At 69.6% G+C, this 16,882-nt stretch carries 18 protein-coding genes; 5 read left to right on the top strand and 13 right to left on the bottom strand.

The window, feature by feature from the left end; translation table 11 throughout:
* Positions 1–2 precede the first annotated feature (2 nt).
* Complete coding sequence (locus JWS14_RS26480; RefSeq protein WP_206014759.1) at positions 3–1,655, top strand: (2,3-dihydroxybenzoyl)adenylate synthase; 1,653 nt, start codon at positions 3–5, stop codon at positions 1,653–1,655.
* A gap of 9 nt (positions 1,656–1,664) precedes the next feature.
* On the opposite strand, the gene JWS14_RS26475 is transcribed toward JWS14_RS26480, so the two are convergent.
* Genes JWS14_RS26475 through JWS14_RS26465 form a run of 3 tightly spaced genes read right to left on the bottom strand, consistent with a single transcriptional unit; the run spans position 1,665 to position 3,785 of the window.
* A complete protein-coding gene (locus JWS14_RS26475) occupies positions 1,665–2,483 on the bottom strand; it encodes an ABC transporter permease (RefSeq protein WP_072942946.1) in 819 nt (272 codons plus the stop codon).
* On the bottom strand, positions 2,443–3,288 hold the full coding sequence (locus tag JWS14_RS26470; RefSeq protein WP_206014758.1) for an ABC transporter ATP-binding protein: 846 nt from the start codon (positions 3,286–3,288) through the stop codon (positions 2,443–2,445). Before JWS14_RS26470 ends, JWS14_RS26475 begins: the two co-directional genes overlap by 41 nt.
* The gene (locus tag JWS14_RS26465) at positions 3,285–3,785 is read right to left on the bottom strand and encodes a MarR family winged helix-turn-helix transcriptional regulator (RefSeq protein ID WP_206014757.1); all 501 of its coding nucleotides are present in this window, start codon (positions 3,783–3,785) and stop codon (positions 3,285–3,287) included. The genes JWS14_RS26470 and JWS14_RS26465 overlap by 4 nt, the downstream gene beginning before the upstream one ends.
* Positions 3,786–3,877: 92 nt before the next feature.
* On the opposite strand from JWS14_RS26465, the gene JWS14_RS26460 reads away from it, so the two are divergent.
* Entirely contained in the window at positions 3,878–4,621 is a 744-nt protein-coding gene (locus tag JWS14_RS26460) for an NRDE family protein (RefSeq protein WP_206014756.1), read from the top strand.
* A gap of 37 nt (positions 4,622–4,658) precedes the next feature.
* Here the strand turns inward: JWS14_RS26460 and JWS14_RS26455 are convergent, their stop codons facing one another.
* The 3 genes from JWS14_RS26455 to JWS14_RS26445 form a co-directional block, all read right to left on the bottom strand.
* Entirely contained in the window at positions 4,659–5,069 is a 411-nt protein-coding gene (locus tag JWS14_RS26455; RefSeq protein ID WP_095863278.1) for an HIT family protein, read from the bottom strand.
* A gap of 74 nt (positions 5,070–5,143) precedes the next feature.
* On the bottom strand, positions 5,144–6,565 hold the full coding sequence (gene purB / locus JWS14_RS26450) for an adenylosuccinate lyase (RefSeq protein WP_072942936.1): 1,422 nt from the start codon (positions 6,563–6,565) through the stop codon (positions 5,144–5,146).
* Positions 6,566–6,587: 22 nt separating this feature from the next.
* Positions 6,588–7,217, bottom strand: coding sequence for a TetR/AcrR family transcriptional regulator (locus tag JWS14_RS26445; RefSeq protein WP_015888636.1), 630 nt, complete (start codon positions 7,215–7,217; stop codon positions 6,588–6,590).
* Between the two features lie 99 nt (positions 7,218–7,316).
* On the opposite strand from JWS14_RS26445, the gene JWS14_RS26440 reads away from it, so the two are divergent.
* The gene (locus JWS14_RS26440) at positions 7,317–8,840 is read left to right on the top strand and encodes an alpha/beta fold hydrolase (protein WP_095863277.1); all 1,524 of its coding nucleotides are present in this window, start codon (positions 7,317–7,319) and stop codon (positions 8,838–8,840) included.
* Here JWS14_RS26440 and JWS14_RS26435 read toward each other — a convergent pair.
* From JWS14_RS26435 to JWS14_RS26410, 6 genes are all read right to left on the bottom strand, one after another.
* Positions 8,827–9,507, bottom strand: a complete 681-nt coding sequence (locus tag JWS14_RS26435) for a DUF998 domain-containing protein (RefSeq protein ID WP_095863617.1) — start codon at positions 9,505–9,507, stop codon at positions 8,827–8,829. The genes JWS14_RS26440 and JWS14_RS26435 overlap by 14 nt on opposite strands.
* A 92-nt stretch (positions 9,508–9,599) precedes the next feature.
* A complete protein-coding gene (locus JWS14_RS26430) occupies positions 9,600–10,193 on the bottom strand; it encodes a PepSY domain-containing protein (protein ID WP_095863276.1) in 594 nt (197 codons plus the stop codon).
* A 105-nt stretch (positions 10,194–10,298) separates the two neighbouring features.
* The gene (locus JWS14_RS26425; RefSeq protein WP_072942927.1) at positions 10,299–10,718 is read right to left on the bottom strand and encodes a DUF1707 SHOCT-like domain-containing protein; all 420 of its coding nucleotides are present in this window, start codon (positions 10,716–10,718) and stop codon (positions 10,299–10,301) included.
* A 56-nt stretch (positions 10,719–10,774) separates the two neighbouring features.
* Entirely contained in the window at positions 10,775–11,062 is a 288-nt protein-coding gene (locus JWS14_RS26420) for a PLDc N-terminal domain-containing protein (protein WP_072942926.1), read from the bottom strand.
* Between the two features lie 91 nt (positions 11,063–11,153).
* Positions 11,154–12,320, bottom strand: a complete 1,167-nt coding sequence (locus tag JWS14_RS26415; protein ID WP_072942924.1) for a pyridoxal phosphate-dependent aminotransferase — start codon at positions 12,318–12,320, stop codon at positions 11,154–11,156.
* 23 nt (positions 12,321–12,343) lie between these two features.
* Positions 12,344–13,270 carry a LysR family transcriptional regulator gene (locus JWS14_RS26410; RefSeq protein WP_095863275.1) on the bottom strand — a complete coding sequence of 309 codons (927 nt, stop codon included), beginning with the start codon at positions 13,268–13,270 and terminating at the stop codon, positions 12,344–12,346.
* Between the two features lie 113 nt (positions 13,271–13,383).
* Here JWS14_RS26410 and JWS14_RS26405 point away from each other — a divergent pair, with 113 nt between their 5' ends.
* Positions 13,384–14,772, top strand: coding sequence for an MFS transporter (locus tag JWS14_RS26405; protein ID WP_095863274.1), 1,389 nt, complete (start codon positions 13,384–13,386; stop codon positions 14,770–14,772).
* The gene (locus tag JWS14_RS26400; protein WP_072942918.1) at positions 14,769–15,521 is read left to right on the top strand and encodes a 3-hydroxybutyrate dehydrogenase; all 753 of its coding nucleotides are present in this window, start codon (positions 14,769–14,771) and stop codon (positions 15,519–15,521) included. Before JWS14_RS26405 ends, JWS14_RS26400 begins: the two co-directional genes overlap by 4 nt.
* 71 nt (positions 15,522–15,592) lie before the next feature.
* Here JWS14_RS26400 and purD read toward each other — a convergent pair whose 3' ends face one another.
* Positions 15,593–16,846, bottom strand: coding sequence for a phosphoribosylamine--glycine ligase (gene purD, locus JWS14_RS26395; RefSeq protein WP_095863273.1), 1,254 nt, complete (start codon positions 16,844–16,846; stop codon positions 15,593–15,595).
* Positions 16,847–16,882 lie beyond the last annotated feature (36 nt).

The raw sequence follows: 16,882 nt of genomic DNA, 5'->3' as shown, positions 1-16,882 counted from the left end.
CGATGACCACGAGCGTTCGCGCTCCCCTGGAGACCACCACCGGCTATCCCGCCGAACTCGTCGCACGGTACCGTGCCGCCGGGTACTGGACGGACGAGACGTTCCAGCAGTTCCTGGGCGCCCGCGCGGAGCGATTCGGGGACGCGATCGCCGTGACCGGACCGGACGCGTCCGGGACCGACCGCGCCCTCACCTACCGGGAACTGTCCGACCGCGCCGACCGGCTCGCCGCCGGGCTGCAGTCGTCGGGGGTGCAGCCCGGCGATCGGGTGGTGGTGCAACTGCCGAACATCGTCGAGTACGTCGAGGTGATCTTCGCGGTCTTCCGGCTCGGCGCCCTGCCGGTGTTCGCGTTGCCCGCGCACCGCTCCCAGGAGATCTCCTACTTCTGCAGTTTCGCCGACGCCGCGGCCTACGTCGTCACCGACACGCACGCCGGTTTCGACTATCGCACGCTCGCCCGCGACGTGGTGGCGTCGGCGGAGAACCCGCCGACAGTCTTCGTGGCCGGGGACGCGGAGGAGTTCACCTCCCTCGACGAACTGCGCACGGCGGACCCGATCTCGGACGAGCCGGCGGCAGGTCCGGAATCCGTGGCATTCCTGCAGCTCTCCGGCGGAACGACCGGGGTGTCGAAGCTGATCCCGCGCACCCACACCGACTACCTGTACTCGGTGCGTGAGTCGGACCGCATCTGCGGCATCGACGAGAACACCCGCCTGCTGGTCGTTCTCCCTGCGGCGCACAACTTCCCGATGAGCTCCCCCGGCATCCTCGGCGTGCTGCACGCCGGTGGCCGCGTGGTGCTCGCACCAGATCCGAGTCCCGACACCGCGTTCGCGCTCATCGAGCGGGAGGGCGTCACGATCGCGTCGCTGGTGCCGCCGCTCGCGTTGGCGTGGCTGTCCGCCGCCGCCCGCTCGGAACGGGACATCTCGAGTCTCGAGGTGCTGCAGGTCGGTGGCGCGAAGTTCAGCGCCGAGGCCGCCAAGCGGGTGCGGCCCGAACTCGAGTGCACGCTGCAGCAGGTCTTCGGGATGGCCGAGGGACTGGTCAACTACACCCGGCTCGACGACCCGGAAGACACGATCGTCACCACCCAGGGCCGGCCGATCAGCCCCGACGACGAGGTGCGGGTCGTCGACGACCACGGCGAACCCGTCCCGAGCGGCACGTCCGGTCATCTGCTCACCCGCGGCCCCTACACCATCCGCGGGTACTACCGGGCCCCCGAACACAATTCGACGGCGTTCACCGAGGACGGCTTCTACCGCACCGGCGACATCGTCCGCCTCACCGACGACGGCTATCTCGTCGTCGAGGGCCGCGCGAAGGACCAGATCAACCGCGGCGGCGAGAAGGTGGCCGCGGAAGAGGTCGAGAACCATCTGCTCGTGCACCCCGCCGTCGCCGACGTCGCGGTCGTGTCGATGCCCGACCAGTACCTCGGCGAACGCAGTTGCGCGTTCGTCGTCGTCCAGGGCGAGCAGCCGAAGGCCGTGGAACTCAAGAAGTTCGTCCGCGGCCGCGGACTCGCCGACTACAAGGTGCCCGACAAGGTGGTGTTCGTCGACGAGTTCCCGGTCACCGGTATCGGCAAGATCAGCAAGTCGGAACTGCGCCGGGCACTGGAGAAGACGTTCGTCACGTCGTGACCCGGCCGGCTACCGGGACAGTCTCCCCAGCAGCGCGGACGCGACGGCGATCCCGAGCACCGCGGCTGCCACGAGCACCCCGAAATCGAGCCAGTAGTTGGTCGGCTGGCCGATGAGCAGCCCCCTGAGCGCGGACACCTCGTAGCTCAGCGGGTTGACCCGGCTGATCGCCTGGACCCATCCCGGCATGAGTTCCACCGGATACAGCGCGTTCGACGCGAAGAACAGCGGCATGGTGATCGCCTGCCCGATCCCCATCAGCCGGTCACGTTTGAGCACCACCCCCGCGATCGCCACCGACAGGCACGAGAAGAACGCCGCTCCCAGCACCACCACCACGACGACGCCCAGGAGGCGCAGCGGGTTCCACGTCATCGCGACGCCGAGCAGCGCCGCCACGACCACCACGACCACGGCCTGGGCCACCGCGCGGACACCGGCCGCGAACGCCTTGCCCGTCACGAGAGCCGCACGCGGAGTGGGTGTCACGAGCAATTTGGTGAGGACACCGGCGTCGCGTTCCCAGATGATCTGGATGCCGTAGAAGATCGCGACGAACAGCGCCGACTGCGCGATGATGCCCGGCGCCAGGTAGTCCAGATAGGGGACGTCGCCGGTCGGGATCGCACGGATGCGGCTGAACGTCTCCCCGAAGATGACGAGCCACAGGATCGGCTGGATCGCACGGGTCACCAACTCCGTTCGGTCGTGACGGAGTTTCTGCAACTCGACCAGACAGAACGTGGCGATCCGCGAGATCAGCCGGAGCACACCCCGGGTCGGCGGTTCACCCCAGACGACGCGCGGTGCGGCGGGCGCTACGGACATCCCGGAGCCCTCCCTTCTCGTCGGCGGTGAGACTGTCACCGGTGTAGTGGCGGAAGACGTCGTCGAGCGTCGCGTCCGGCCCGAGTGCGGCGACGAGTCCGGCCGGCGAACCGACCGCGCGCAGTTCGCCCCGGTGCATCAGCGCGATCCGATCACACAGCGCCTCGGCCTCTTCCATGTAGTGGGTGGTGAGCAGCACCGTCATCCCGTACTGCTTCTGCATCTCGGTGACGCGGGTCCACACCGAATCCCGCGCGACCGGATCGAGCCCGACCGTCGGTTCGTCGAGCACCAGCAGCGACGGCCGGTTGACCAGCGCCTGCGCGAGTTCGAGGCGCCGGACCATGCCGCCGGAGAAACTCGACGCCACCCGATCGGCGACGTCGGCGAGATCCACCATCTCCAGCACCTCGTTCACCCGGCCGCGGCGTTCGGACCGCGGGACGTCGTAGAGGCGGGCGAACCAGGACACGTTCTCCCGGGCGGTGAGCGCGCCTTCGATCGACAACTGCTGCGGCACATACCCCAGCAGCCGTCGAACGGACATCGCCTGAGAGCGCACGTCGTATCCGAAGATGCCGACGTCACCGTCCTGCAGCGGAAGAAGCGTGTTGAGCAGCCGGATCGTCGTGGTCTTCCCCGCGCCGTTCGGGCCGAGAAGGCCGAAACACTCGCCCGCCTCGATCACGAGGCTCAGGTCGTTCACCGCGGTGTAGTCGCCGAACCGGTAGGTCACGTGCGACAGTTCCAGCGCGTGGTGGGACGGCCGCGCTCGTGCGGCGGCCTTCTCCCTGCGAAATATCATCGGGCGACCTCCTGATCGCTGTCCTCGGCGCGATCCGGATGGAGCGCTCCGGCGAGGCGGATGAGGGCGGGAATGGCGGATTCGATGGCCGCCCTGTCCTCGGCGCTCAGTCCGTCGAATGCGGCCGCGACCTCGAGATTGCGGCGGTCGCGCCAGCGCTCGACCTGCGACCGCGCCGCGCCGGTGAGCGCCAGGCGGGCGACGCGGCGGTCGGACTCGTCCCGCACCCGTTCGATCAGCCCGGCGTCCGTGAGTTGCCGCACGAGGGTGGAGACGGTGTTCGCCGCGAGACCCAGTGCCGCCGCGGCCTCCGCGACGGAGGTCCCGGGCCTGCGGCGGAGCAGTCGCACCAACTCCACCTGCGACCCGGTCAGCGGCGTCTCCGGCCACGGCCGGCCGACGCGTCGGCGGGTGTGCCTGCGAAACAATCCGATTGCGGCGAAGAGTTGCTCGGCAGGCGCCAACCCGGAGTGGTCGGGAGCCTCGTTCTGTGCCATACCCACAATATAGCTCTGTTTCAGAGGTATTACGAGGGCGGCTACGCTCGGGCCTGCAACCGTGTAACCGAGGGTGACGAGGAGACGTCCGTATGTGCCTGGTTCTGTTCGCCTGGCATACCCGCCCCGATCTCCCCCTCGTCGTCGCGGCCAACCGCGACGAGTTCTACGCCCGCCCCACCGAACCGCTGCGCCGATGGGAGGACGGCTTCGTCGCGGGCCGCGATCTGCTCGCAGGCGGAACGTGGATGGGCATCTCCGACGCCCTGCGGTTCGCGGCCGTCACCAACGTCCGCGACGGCGCCCCCGCGACCGGGGCCCGGTCCCGCGGAGACCTGCCCGTCGACTACCTCCGCGGCCTGCTCTCACCCGCCGACCACGCCGAACAGGTGGCCGCGACCGGCGCCGAGTACGGCAGCTTCAACCTGCTCGTCGGCGACGCCGCGGAACTGTGGTGGGTCACCAACCGGCCCCACGGTCGCAGGCAGCGCGTCGAACCCGGCGTCCACGGCCTGTCCAACGCCGAACTCGACACCCCGTGGCCGAAGGTGACGGGCGGCAAACAGGCGTTCGCCGCCGCGCTCGCCGCGGACGACGGCAGCCCCGACGCGGATCCGGGGGCGTACTTCGACGTGCTCGCCGACAGCGACCCGGCACCGTGGGACGCGCTGCCCGACACGGGCGTCGCACCCGAACTCGAACGCGCCCTGTCGTCCCGGTTCATCCGCCACGGCGAGTACGGGACGCGGGCGTCGACCCTGCTGCGGGTCCGGGCGGACGGCACCTACGACATCACCGAGCGACGCTTCGACGAGAACGGCCCCCTCCCCACGTGAGCGGCAAAGTGTGCTCCCGCACGCTTTGCCACTCACCTCAGAGGGAGGACCGGATGACCCCCGCCGTCTGATCGAGCGCGATCCGGCTCGGCGACTTCGGCATTCCGCGCAACCCGAACCCGTCACCGGCAGTCCGCGGAACGACGTGCAGGTGGACGTGGAAGACCTCCTGGCCGGCGGCGATCCCGTCGGCCAGGAACAGGTTGACGCCCTGAGCCCGCATCGGCCCGTGCCGCAGCGCGGTCGCGAGACGCTGCCCCACCGCGAACACCGCCGCGCCGTCGCCCGGGTCGAGGTCGGCGAGCCCGCTCGCATGCCGCTTCGGGACCACCAGCAGATGTCCGGACGTCCACGGCCGGATGTCCATGAACGCCATCACGTTCTCGTCCTCGTACACGACGCTGGCATCGGAACGGCCGGACACGATCTCGCAGAAAATGCAGTTCACGTAGGCACCTCCGGTGCTTGTGCGCCTTTTTGGTAGTCCCAGCAACCAGAAAGGCGCACGGGCGGCGGAGCCGCCTACAGGATCGGGGACGGCTGGTAGGCGGCCGCCTCGGGGTTGGCGTCGACGAGCTTCTGCACCTGCGCCACGACCGTGGCGACCTGCGCCTCGGCGGCACCGATGAACGCCTTCTTGTCGGCGAGAGCCTGGTCGAGGGCGGCCCGGTCGAGGGGCAGGCGGTCGTCGGCGGCGAGCCGGTCGAGGAGGTCGGGCTCCTTGCCCTGCTCACGCATCGCCAGCGCGACGGCGACGGCGTGTTCCTTGATGACCTCGTGCGCGGTCTCCCGGCCCACTCCGGCCCGCACCAGCGCCATCAGGACCTTGGTGGTGGCGAGGAACGGCAGGTACCGGGTGAGTTCCTTCTCGATGACGGCGGGGTAGGCGCCGAATTCGGCGAGTACCGTCAGGAACGTCTCGATCAGTCCGTCGATGGCGAAGAACGCGTCGGGCAGCGCGACGCGGCGCACCACCGAGCAGAACACGTCACCCTCGTTCCACTGCGCGCCCGCCAGTTCGGCGGCCATCGACGCGTATCCGCGCAGCACGACCTGCAGTCCGTTGACGCGCTCGCAGGAGCGGGTGTTCATCTTGTGTGGCATCGCCGACGACCCGACCTGCCCGGGCTGGAAGCCCTCGGTGACCAGTTCGTGGCCCGCCATCAGGCGGATGGTGTGCGCGAACGACGACGGCCCCGCCGCCACCTGCACCAGCGCGGACAGCACGTCGTGGTCCAGCGACCGCGGGTACACCTGGCCGACGCTCGTGAACACGTGGGAGAAGCCGAGATGCTCGGCGACCTTCTGCTCCAGCGCCTCCAGCTTGGACGAGTCACCGTCGAGGAGGTCGAGCATGTCCTGCGCGGTGCCCATGGGGCCCTTGATGCCGCGCAGCGGGTAGCGGTCGATCAGCTCACGCAGCCGGGTGAGCGCGACGAGCAGTTCGTCGGCGGCGGACGCGAACCGCTTGCCCAGGGTGGTGGCCTGCGCCGCGACGTTGTGCGAGCGGCCTGCCATGACGAGGCTGCTGTACTCGGCGGCCCGCTCGGCCAGCCGGGCCGCGACCGCGACACCGTGTGCGTGGACGTGCTCGAGCGACCGCAGGATCTGCAACTGCTCGACGTTCTCGGTGAGGTCGCGGCTGGTCAGCCCCTTGTGGACCTGCTCGTGGCCGGCGAGGGCGTTGAACTCCTCGATGCGGGCCTTCACGTCGTGGCGGGTGACGCGCTCGCGGTCGGCGATGGAGTCGAGGTCCACCTGCTCGAGCACGCGTTCGTAGTCGGCGAGCGCCTCGGCCGGCACGTCGATCCCGAGTTCCGCCTGAGCCCGCAGCACGGCGAGCCACAGCTGACGCTCGAGGACGATCTTGTGCTCGGGCGACCACAACTCGACGAGTTCGGGGCTGGCGTAACGGTTGGCAAGGACGTTCGGGATGCGGCTCACGAGTCCTCAGTTTACGGCGGCGCTACAGCTCGACGTGGTCCGGCCGGTCGAGGGCGGGCGCGACGACGTCGACGACGTCGAGCAGCATCGCCCGGGCGAGGGCCCGCAGGTCGGGGTCGTGCTCGCCGAGCGCGGTGACCACGGCTCCGTCGACGACGGCGACGAGCCGCCGGAGTTGCTCCTGCCGGACGTCGCGGTCGGAGCGCCGCAGCGCCTCGGTCAGGACGTCGTCCAGTTGCGCGCGCAACCGCAACTGGACTTCGCGCAGTTCGGGGCGGCGCGCGCAGGCCGTGAACCGCTCGTACCGGGAGATCAGCCTCTCGCGGCAGTCCTCACTGATCAGGGCCGGTCCGACGAGCAGGTCGAGGAGGAGGTCGACGGTGGACTCGCGGCCGCGGCGCCGGTGCGTCACGTCCTCGACGCGGCCGCGCATGACCGCGAGGTCGCGGTTGCCGTTGCATTCGACTGCCTTCGCGATCAGGTCGTCCAGCGACTCGAAGTAGTAGGTGGTCGACGCGAGCGGAAGGTCGGCGCGGGTGGCCACCGAGCGGTGCCGGACCGCGTCGAATCCACCCTCGAGGAGCAGATCGGCGGCAGCCTCGACCAGCGCCTGTCGGCGCCGTTCGCCCTTCGGAGTTGCCGCGGATGACACCAATTCATCCTGCCAGCCGCGGATGCCGCACCAGGGCAGATTGGGCGACAGACCGCGAAGTATGTGGGTGGTGCCGCGCACCGGCGTAGCGTCGGAACGATGCGGGTGTCGGTGCGGATGCTGGCCCTGGGATGCGCGGCGACGGCGCCGATGGTCCTGGCGTCGGCGTGCGGGTCCGCCGGCGATCCGGCACCCGATCCGGCGGCCGTCTTCACCGCCGCCGCATGCCCGTCGCCGAACGTCCCCGGACTGCCGCAACTGGACCTCGGCGCCGAGTTCAGCTGCGGCACGTTGACCGTTCCGGAGGACCGCTCCCGTCCGGACGGACGACGCATCGAACTGGCCGTGACGCGGCTCGGTGCCACGTCCGCGACCCCGCGACCCGACCCTCTCGTCTATCTCACGGGAGGTCCGGGCGGGCCCGCGCCGGCGAGTGCCGCCCAGGTCGCGCCGCTCGGGCTGAACCGGGATCGCGACGTCCTGTTCCTCGGCCAGCGCGGCACCATGCATTCCGACCCCTTCCTGGCATGCCCCGAGATCGACGAGTTCCAGGCGGCGCAGACGGCTCTGAGCCCGCTCGATCCGGCGACCGCACCCCTCGACGTCGAGGCCACTCGGACCTGCCGCGACCGGGTCACCGGGGGCGGTTACGACCTCGGCGCCTACGACACCGCGGAGAACGCCGCCGACGTCGCGGATCTGCGGGTGGCGCTCGGCCTCGACGAGTGGAACGTCTACGGCGTCTCGTACGGCACCGACCTCGCACTCACCGTGCTCCGCGACCACCCGGACGGCATCCGCAGCGTGGTGCTGGACTCGGTCGTGCCGACGCAGAACAACATCATCGAGGGCTTCTGGCCGGGCGCCGCCGCGGGCTACCGAGCACTGTTCGACGCGTGCGCGGCGCAGCCGGCGTGCGCCGAGGCCTACCCGGGCCTCGAGGACGAATTCACCGCGACCGTGAACCGCCTGGCCGTCGCTCCGCTGACCGTCGACCTGTCCGGCAGACGCGTCGTGCTCGACGGGTACACGTTCGCGAATCTGGTCATCCAGCAGAGCCTCGCGCCGGGCAACTACGCCGGACTCCCCGCGCTCGTCCACGCGACCGCCACCGGCGACGGCGTCCCGGCCGCGACCGCACTGCTCGGCACGGTGACGCCGCCCGGCCTCATCGGCTACGGACTGACGTTCGGGGTGTTCTGCGGTGAGCAGACGGCGTTCACCGACCGTGGGCAGGTTGCCGCCACCGCGAAGCAGGTGCTCCCGGACTTCCCGGACGCGGTGCTGTCGCTGGTGCCGCAGGCCGCCCGGATCTTCGACGACTGCGACGTCTGGGACGTGCCCGCGTCCGACGTCCGCGTGCACGAGCCGACGGGAAGCAACGTGCCGACCCTGCTCCTCACCGGATCGCTCGACGCCGTTACTCCGCCGTCGCAGGCGCGCACCGCTGCCGCCACCCTGTCGCGGTCCGAGGTGCTCGAGTTTCCCGGACTCGGCCACGACGTGCTGCAGTCCTCGGACTGCGCCCCGGCCGTCACGATCGGCTTCCTCGAGCAGCCGACCGGCGGCTACGACACGAGTTGCCTCACGCGAGTGCAGATGCCGGTGTTCACGACCGGGTGAGAGCCGGAGGCCGGCAGGCGAGGCGACGGAGCCGCAGCGCGATCGCCACCAGCGCCGGGAACGTGACGGCGAGAACTGTCATGCGCTGGAGGAGCCCGGCGACCTCGTGCAACGGTGCGCCGCCCGGCATCGCGAACCGGCCGAGCAACACGAAACAGCCCAGACCGAGAATTCCGGCGACCCCGACGTACCGCGCCAGGCCGCGCCACCGCGGATCGGCGGCGAACCGGCGCGACAGCACCACCAGGGCGAGGGCGCTGCACGAGAAGAACGTGACCCCCGCGATCACGTGGTGGCCCGGGTCGTAGGGCTCCCCTGCCGGATCTTCGCGCAACGGAAACACTGCGGCGAGTATCAGCCCCACCGCCGCCACGCCGAGCAGAGCGGGCCCTGCCCAGCCGTACCGCGTTTTCGCGATGCCGCGATGGAGTCCGATCGCGAAGATCGTCAGCAGCACGGCGAAGGCCACGAAATTCAGCTGTTGGATCCATCCGCGTGGGTCCGCCTCGAGAGCACTGATCGGGTCGGCGATCCGGCTGTAGTCGCCTTGGCGAAATGCCTCCTGGACGAAAAATCCCGCGGTGAACAACACCGGACCCGCGACGCCCGCGCGGGCCGCCCACCGCTGGAAGTCGGGGCGTGACACGCGAACTGACGTGGTGACCATGACCACGACGCTAGGGCGACGTCACCGTCCGGGCATCGGGTAACTTACCCATCTTCCCGAGACGGTCATCTGAGTCGTTCTACCCACTGCGGTCAGTTGTCGGGGAGGACGGCCCCGGTCGCCTCGTCGACGTTGACGTCGTAGTCCCAGCCCTTGGCGTCGCGGATGTGAATGTGCCACACCGGCTTACCGTCCCGCTGCTGCTGCTCCGAATTCGCGACCGTGCCGCCCGGGACCGTTGCCAGGGCGATCTGCTCCGCCTGCTGCTGGGTCACCGCGCCGGCGGGCGGTGCGGGTGCGGCCGCCGTGGCGGTCTGCCCGTCCTGGCTGTCGGACACCACGGTGCCGGTCGCCGCGTCGACGTTCACGTCGTAGTCGTAGCCCCGTGTGTCGCGGATGTGGACGTGCCACACCGGCTTACCGTCCCGCTGCTGCTGCTCCGAGTTCACGACCGTGCCGCCCGGGACCGTCGCGACAGCGGTCTGCTCCGCCTGTTCCTTGGTGACCGCCGCGGCCCCTGCCGCGCTCGTGGCGGTCGGCGACGTCATCGCAGCGGAGGCCGACGCCGTGGCACTGGCGGAGGTCGACGGGGTGTCACCGCTGTCGGAACCGCATCCGCCCAGCAGCAGCGCGGAGGCCGCGACTACCGGGATCAGGCTCGCACAGCGCACAATTCTGCTGGTCATCGTGGCTCCTCGATCGCTCGACGGCGTCAAACCTGCCTGTCAGAGTACGGGAGCCACAACCGACCTCGCGGTAGTTTTCGCCAGTTCTCGGCCCGAGTCAGACCCTCACCACGCCCGACACGACCCCCGCCCGAAGCTGCGCCGGGCGAGCACGAGCCACACGATGGGCAGGAAGACGAGCGGGGGGACGCGGACCAACGCGACCCACAGGATCGCGGCGAGGATGGCCACCACGAACACGAGTACCCGCAGCGCCGCCGCCTCCCGCCCGGGGTCGCGTCGCACGCGCACCCGTTCGGGTTCGGGCGTGAAGCGCTGCTTGTCCGGAAGATCCGCGAACAGCGGCACGAGGTCGCCGGCGGTCTTGGCGAGGTACGCCGCCCGCACCCGGGCGTCGAACTCGTCGGTCTCGAGCCGTCCGGCTGCGAAATGTTCGGCGAGTGCCGCCGCTGCTTGCTCCCGCTCCACGGTCCCGATGCGGACTCCGCCAGGAAGGGGTGGCTGTGGATGACTGATGTCGCTCATGTCGTCGCCTCGCGCCTGGTTTGTAACACTGTAATCCTAGCCACAGTGTAGGCCTTCTATTCCTGGTCGCGCCCGTGGAAACCTTGCCGGCGCTGTTCCTCCGCGCGTTCCCGGCACCGCCGCACGAACTCGGCTTCCTCCGGATCGGCGGGCAGCCGATCGCGCGGAATCTTCTGCGGCCGCCCGGCCACGAGCCACAGCACCGAGCCGACGAGCGGAAGCAGCAGCACGATCACCAGCCACCCCTCCTTCGAGAGGTTCCGGAACTGGTCGTCGTCGGTGGTGACGGCGTCGGCGAAGCACAGGACCCACAACACGAATGCGAGCAACGCGACGTACAGCATCGTCGTTCTCCTTGCCTGGCGCGCCCGAACACGCGGTGCGCCCAAGTCCATCGAACAACTGCTGCGGCATCGCCGCAAGAGTGAACCGCGGCTACAGCCAGCGGCCCAGTCGCACCAGGGATTCCCGGACCTCGGCCGTGGACCCGGCGAACGACAGCCGGACGGTCTTGTCTCCGTGGACGGTGTCGAAATCGATGCCGGGGGCCAGCGCAAGACCGGTGTCCTGCAGCAGCCGCGAGCACCATTCCGTCGACGTCGCGCCGTGGGATCCGCCGAGCAGGTGCCCGATGTCGGCGTAGACGTAGAACGCCCCGTCGGCGGGTGCCAGGTCGGTGATGCCCAGCTCGGGAAGTCCGGTGAGCAGCAACTCCCGGTTGACGGCGTAGCGCTGGACGTGGCCGTCGAGTTCGGCCCTCGATTCCTCGGTGAACGCCGCGATCGCCGCGTACTGGGAGATGGCGGGCGGGCACACCGTCATGTTCGACGCCAGCCGCTGCAACGGCCGGCGCAGCCCCTCGGGGACCAGCATCCAGCCCAGCCGCCAGCCCGTCATCGAGAAGTACTTGGACACCGAGCCGACGACGACGGATTCGCGGGACGTCTCCCACGAGCTGGTCATCGCCTGATCGCCGTATCCGATGCCGTGATAGATCTCGTCGGAGATCAGCAGCGTCCCGTGGGCGTCGCACCAGCGGGCGAGGGCGGCCAGTTCGCCGGGGTCGATGACGGTGCCGGTGGGGTTGGCGGGGCTCGCGACGATCAGTCCGGCGGGCGGCTCGGGCAGGGCGTCGAGCATCGCGACCGTCGGCTGGAACCGGGTGTCGGCTCCGCAGTCGATCTCGATGACGTTGCAGCCGAGCGCGGCGAGCGTGTTCCGGTAGGCCGGGTAGCCGGGGCGGGCCACCACGACGGTGTCGCCGACGTCGAAGGCGGCGAGGAACAGCAGCGTGAATGCGCCGGAGGAACCGGTGGTCACGACGACGTCCTCGGCGTCGACGTCGATCCCGGACTTGCCGGCGTGATATCCGGCGATCGCCTCCCGCAGCGGCAGGATCCCGAACGTCTCGGTGTAGCCGAGCAGGTGCCCGTCGAGCACTTCCCGCGTCGCGCGGAGCACCGGCTGCGGCGCGGGCGTGGACGGCTGCCCGGCCGCGAGGGTCAGCACGTCGCCGTGGGTGCGCTGACGTTCGGTGGCGGCCTTCCACACGTCCATCACGTGGAAGGTCTGGATGTTGGACCGCTGGGATTCGGGACGCACCCCATGACGCTAGCGTGACGCGCTCACTCCCCCGCCAACGCGTCCCGCTGCGATTCCACCGTCTCCCGGATCGCCCCCACCACCGCCGCGACCTCCGGTCGTCGCAGCGACTCGGGCCGCGCCACGAGCCAGTACGCCAGCGTGGCCTCGACCTGCCCGGGCAGCACCCGCACGAGGTCGTCGTGGCGGTCGGCCATGAAGCACGGCAGCAGCCCGATGCCAGCCGACGCCCGGGTGGCCTCGACGTGCACGAACACGTTGGTGGACGTCACCGATTCGCGCATCGAGACGGTGAGGCGGCGCGCCAGGTCGAGTTCGTCGACCTGCAGCATCGAGTCGATGAAGTAGACGAGTGAATGATCGGCCAGATCATTCACTCGGGTCGGGGTGCCGTGTTCGGACAGATACGACCGCGCCCCGTACAGGCCGAGGGTGTAGTCGGCCAGCCACAGCGCCTCCGCCCGGTGCACCTGCGGTTTGCCCACGACGATCTCGATGTCGAGTCCCGAGCGATGCTGCGAGGCCCGGCGGGTGATCGCGACGATCTCCACGGACACGTCGGGGTGCCTGCTGCGGATCAGCGCGCCTGCGGGCGCCGCGATGTAGGCGCTGAACCCGTCGGTCGCCGACACCCGGACCACTCCCTTCAGGTGGTCGGCGCCGCCGGGTTCGGCGACGAGTCCGTGGACGGCGGCCTCCACGCGTTCGGCCGCGGTCAGCGCCTGCCGCCCGAGGTCGGTGAGTTCCCATCCGCCCGCGGCCTTCACGAGCACCCGGCCGCCGAGGCTTTTCTCCAGACTCGCGATCCGGCGCGAGATGGTCGTGTGGTTGACACCCAGGTCGTCGGCGGCCGTATTGAAGCGGCCGGTTCGCCCCACTGCCAGCAGAACGAGGAGGTCGTCGGGGCTGGGCATGGCTGTTCCGGGCGTCACTTCTGCATATTTGCACATGCGGGTTGCAGGTTGCGTCATTGTGTGCGCACAAATATGCATCAATACTCGGCAGGACCAATGAACTGTGCCCCCAGTCACAACAGGGTGCGGAGTGTGAAGAGGAGCGACAGATGAGCGTCGACGATACAGCGCACGTGAAGGAAGCCCCGCCGTCCGGGCTGAAGAAGGTGGTCGGCGCATCCATGGCCGGCACCGTCGTCGAGTGGTACGAGTTCTTCCTCTACGGGACCGCGGCGACGCTCGTGTTCAGCAAGGTCTTCTTCGCGGCCGGGGGCAACGAACTCGACGCGATCATCGCGGCGTTCGTGACCTACGCCGTGGGCTTCGTCGCCCGGCCGCTCGGCGGCATCGTCTTCGGTCACTTCGGCGACAAGTTCGGCCGCAAGCAGTTACTGCAGTTCAGCCTCCTGCTCGTCGGCACGGCCACGTTCCTGATGGGCTGCCTGCCCACCTACGGCCAGATCGGGTACTGGGCCCCCGCCCTGCTCGTCACGCTCCGCTTCATCCAGGGATTCGCCGTCGGCGGCGAGTGGGGCGGCGCGGTGCTGCTGGTGGCCGAGCACAGCCCCAGCAAATCCCGCGGCTTCTGGGCGTCGTGGCCGCAGGCCGGTGTGCCCGCGGGCAACCTCGTCGCGACCGTGGTCCTGCTGATCCTCACGACGACGCTGTCCGACGAGTCCTTCCTCAGCTGGGGCTGGCGTGTGGCGTTCTGGTTGTCCGCCGTCATCGTCCTCGTCGGCTACTACATCCGCACGAAGGTGACGGACGCGCCGATCTTCATCCAGGCGCAGAAGGAAGCGGAGCACATCAAGGAGACGTCGTTCAGCGTCTTCGAGGTGCTCAAGCGTTACCCCCGCGGCGTGCTGACGGCGATGGGCCTGCGCTTCGGTGAGAACGTCATGTACTACCTGGTGGTCACGTTCTCGATCACGTACCTCAAGGTGGTCGTCCACACGGACACCGCGCAGATCCTCTGGTGGATGCTGATCGCCCATGCCGTGCACTTCGCGGCGATCCCGCTCGTCGGGCGGCTCTCCGACATCATCGGCCGTCGTCCCGTCTACATGATCGGTGCGCTGACCGCGGGCACGTGGGGCTTCTTCGCCTTCCCGATGATGAACAGCGGGCACAACGCCGTCATCCTTGCGGCGATCATCATCGGACTGGTGTTCCACGCGTTCATGTACGCCGGTCAGCCGGCGATCATGGCCGAGATGTTCCCGACCCGCATGCGGTACTCGGGTGTCTCCCTCGGCTACCAGGTGACGTCGATCGTGGCGGGTTCGCTGGCGCCGATCATCGCGGCCAGCCTGCTCAGCAAGTACGACTCGGCCGTTCCGATCGCGATCTACCTGGCGATCGCCTGCCTGATCACCGCCGTCGCCGTCGTCGTCGCCCGGGAGACCAAGGGCATCTCGCTCGAGTCGATCGACGCGGCGGACGCGCAGATCCTCGCCGACGAGAAGGCCGCAGGCGCGAAGAACGAGGTCCCGGCATGACCGAGCAGAACCTGAGCGGGCGCACCGCGCTCGTCACCGGCGGCGCCAGCGGCATCGGCGCGGCCTGCGCCCGGGCGCTCGCCGCGCGCGGAGCCCACGTCACCGTCGCCGATGTCGACGACGTGGCCGCCAAGAGCCTCGCCGACGACATCGACGGAACGGCGTGGCACGTCGACCTCCTCGACACCGATCCGCTCACCGAGTTGCGGCTCGAGACGGACATCCTCGTCAACAACGCCGGGATCCAAACCATCAGTCCCATCGAGGAATTCCGCCCCGAGGACTTCCGGCGCATCCAGACTCTGATGGTCGAGGCGCCGTTCCTGCTGATCCGTGCCGCCCTGCCGCACATGTATGCGACGGGTTTCGGGCGCATCGTCAACGTCTCGTCGGTGCACGGACTCCGCGCGTCGGCGTTCAAGGCCGCGTACGTCACCGCCAAGCACGGGCTCGAGGGACTGTCGAAGGTGACGGCCCTCGAGGGCGGTCCGCACGGCGTCACCAGCAACTGCGTCAACCCCGGATACGTCCTGACGCCGTTGGTGCAGAAGCAGATCGCGGATCAGGCGCAGGTGCACGGCATCAGCGAGTCCGAGGTGATCGAGAAGGTGATGCTCACCGAGAGTGCGATCAAGCGACTGGTGGAACCGTCGGAGGTCGCTTCCCTCGTCGCGTGGCTCGCGTCCGCCGACGCAGGCATGGTCACCGGCGCCTCCTACACGATCGACGGAGGCTGGACCGCCCGATGACCTGGTGACGAAGCAGGCGTGCACCCCCGGATACTCCGGGGGTGCACGCCTGCTTCTACAGTGCTTCGACCTCAGGGAATGGCGATGCGGCCCTCGACCGCGGCCAGCCCGATGTCCTTCCGGAAGTGGCTTCCCGGCAGCTTGATCGCGGAGATCTTGGAGTACGCGTCGGCGCGCGCCGCGTCGAGGTCGGCTCCGACGCCGACCACGCTGAGCACGCGTCCGCCTGCGGAGACCACCTGGTCGTCGACGAGCTTCGTGCCTGCGTGCAGGACGCCGTCACCGTCGGCGCCGGTGATCACGTCGCCGGTACGCGGGGTCGCCGGGTAGTGCTCGGCCGCGACCACGACAGTCACCGCCGAGCCGTCCTGCCATTCGAGCGGCGCGACCCGGTCGAGCGTTCCGGTGGCCGCCGCGTTCAGCAGCTCCCCGAGCGGGCTCTTCAGCAGCGCGAGAACCGCCTGGGTCTCGGGGTCACCGAAACGGCAGTTGAACTCGACGACGGCCGGGCCGTCCTTGCCGATCGCCAGCCCGGCGTACAGCAGACCGCTGAAGGCGCTGCCGCGGGCGACGAGCTCGGCGGCCACCGGCTTCACGACGTCGTCGACGATCTGGGTCACGGTCTGCTCCGGCAGCCACGGGAGCGGCGTGTAGGCGCCCATGCCGCCGGTGTTGGGTCCGGTGTCGCCGTCGCCGACCCGCTTGTGGTCCTGGGCCGGCAGCAGCGGCACGACGGTCTCACCGTCGACGACGCAGAACAGCGACACCTCGGGACCGTCGAGGAAGGATTCGAGGAGGACGGGGTGGCCGTTCTCGAGCAGTTCGGCCGCGTGGTCGCGGGCGGCGTCCCGATCGGTGGTGACCACGACACCCTTGCCCGCCGCGAGGCCGTCGTCCTTGACCACCCAGTTGGGCCCGAAGCGGTCCAGTGCCTCGTCCAGCTTGGCGGGCGAGTCGACGATCTCGCTGTGCGCGGTCTTCACGCCGGCGGCGGCCATGACGTCCTTCGCGAACGCCTTGGAACCCTCGATACGCGCGGCGTCGGCCGACGGGCCGAAGCAGGCGATGCCTGCCGCGCGGACGGCGTCCGCGACACCGAGCACCAGCGGGACCTCGGGGCCCACCACGACGAGGTCGGCGTCCAGCTTCTTCGCGAGGGCCGACACCGCCTCCCCGGACGCGATGTCGACCGAGTGCTGCTCGGCGATCTTGCCGATCCCGGCATTGCCGGGCGCGCACATCAGGGCACTGACACCCGGATCGCGAGCAAGGGCGAGAAGGAGGGCATGTTCACGGGCTCCGGAGCCGATAACGAGTACGCGCACGGGTGTCAGCCTACGGGCCGCGCCAGGCTGCGGCTC

The organism is Rhodococcus koreensis, from assembly GCF_017068375.1.
GTDB lineage: Bacteria > Actinomycetota > Actinomycetes > Mycobacteriales > Mycobacteriaceae > Rhodococcus_F > Rhodococcus_F koreensis.
This window is presented reverse-complemented; position numbering and strand designations above follow the sequence as displayed.

Excerpts from the sequence above, each read along its gene's own strand:
- JWS14_RS26460 (WP_206014756.1), top strand. The coding sequence starts at position 3,878 with ATGTGCCTGGTTCTGTTCGCCTGGCATACCCGCCCCGATCTCCCCCTC.
- JWS14_RS26465 (WP_206014757.1), bottom strand. The coding sequence starts at position 3,785 with ATGGCACAGAACGAGGCTCCCGACCACTCCGGGTTGGCGCCTGCCGAG.
- JWS14_RS26435 (WP_095863617.1), bottom strand. The coding sequence starts at position 9,507 with ATGGTCACCACGTCAGTTCGCGTGTCACGCCCCGACTTCCAGCGGTGG.
- JWS14_RS26425 (WP_072942927.1), bottom strand. The coding sequence starts at position 10,718 with ATGAGCGACATCAGTCATCCACAGCCACCCCTTCCTGGCGGAGTCCGC.
- JWS14_RS26430 (WP_095863276.1), bottom strand. The coding sequence starts at position 10,193 with ATGACCAGCAGAATTGTGCGCTGTGCGAGCCTGATCCCGGTAGTCGCG.
- JWS14_RS26410 (WP_095863275.1), bottom strand. The coding sequence starts at position 13,270 with ATGTGCAAATATGCAGAAGTGACGCCCGGAACAGCCATGCCCAGCCCC.
- JWS14_RS26405 (WP_095863274.1), top strand. The coding sequence starts at position 13,384 with ATGAGCGTCGACGATACAGCGCACGTGAAGGAAGCCCCGCCGTCCGGG.
- JWS14_RS26400 (WP_072942918.1), top strand. The coding sequence starts at position 14,769 with ATGACCGAGCAGAACCTGAGCGGGCGCACCGCGCTCGTCACCGGCGGC.
- JWS14_RS26420 (WP_072942926.1), bottom strand. The coding sequence starts at position 11,062 with ATGCTGTACGTCGCGTTGCTCGCATTCGTGTTGTGGGTCCTGTGCTTC.
- JWS14_RS26470 (WP_206014758.1), bottom strand. The coding sequence starts at position 3,288 with ATGATATTTCGCAGGGAGAAGGCCGCCGCACGAGCGCGGCCGTCCCAC.
- JWS14_RS26475 (WP_072942946.1), bottom strand. The coding sequence starts at position 2,483 with ATGTCCGTAGCGCCCGCCGCACCGCGCGTCGTCTGGGGTGAACCGCCG.
- JWS14_RS26480 (WP_206014759.1), top strand. The coding sequence starts at position 3 with ATGACCACGAGCGTTCGCGCTCCCCTGGAGACCACCACCGGCTATCCC.
- JWS14_RS26440 (WP_095863277.1), top strand. The coding sequence starts at position 7,317 with ATGCGGGTGTCGGTGCGGATGCTGGCCCTGGGATGCGCGGCGACGGCG.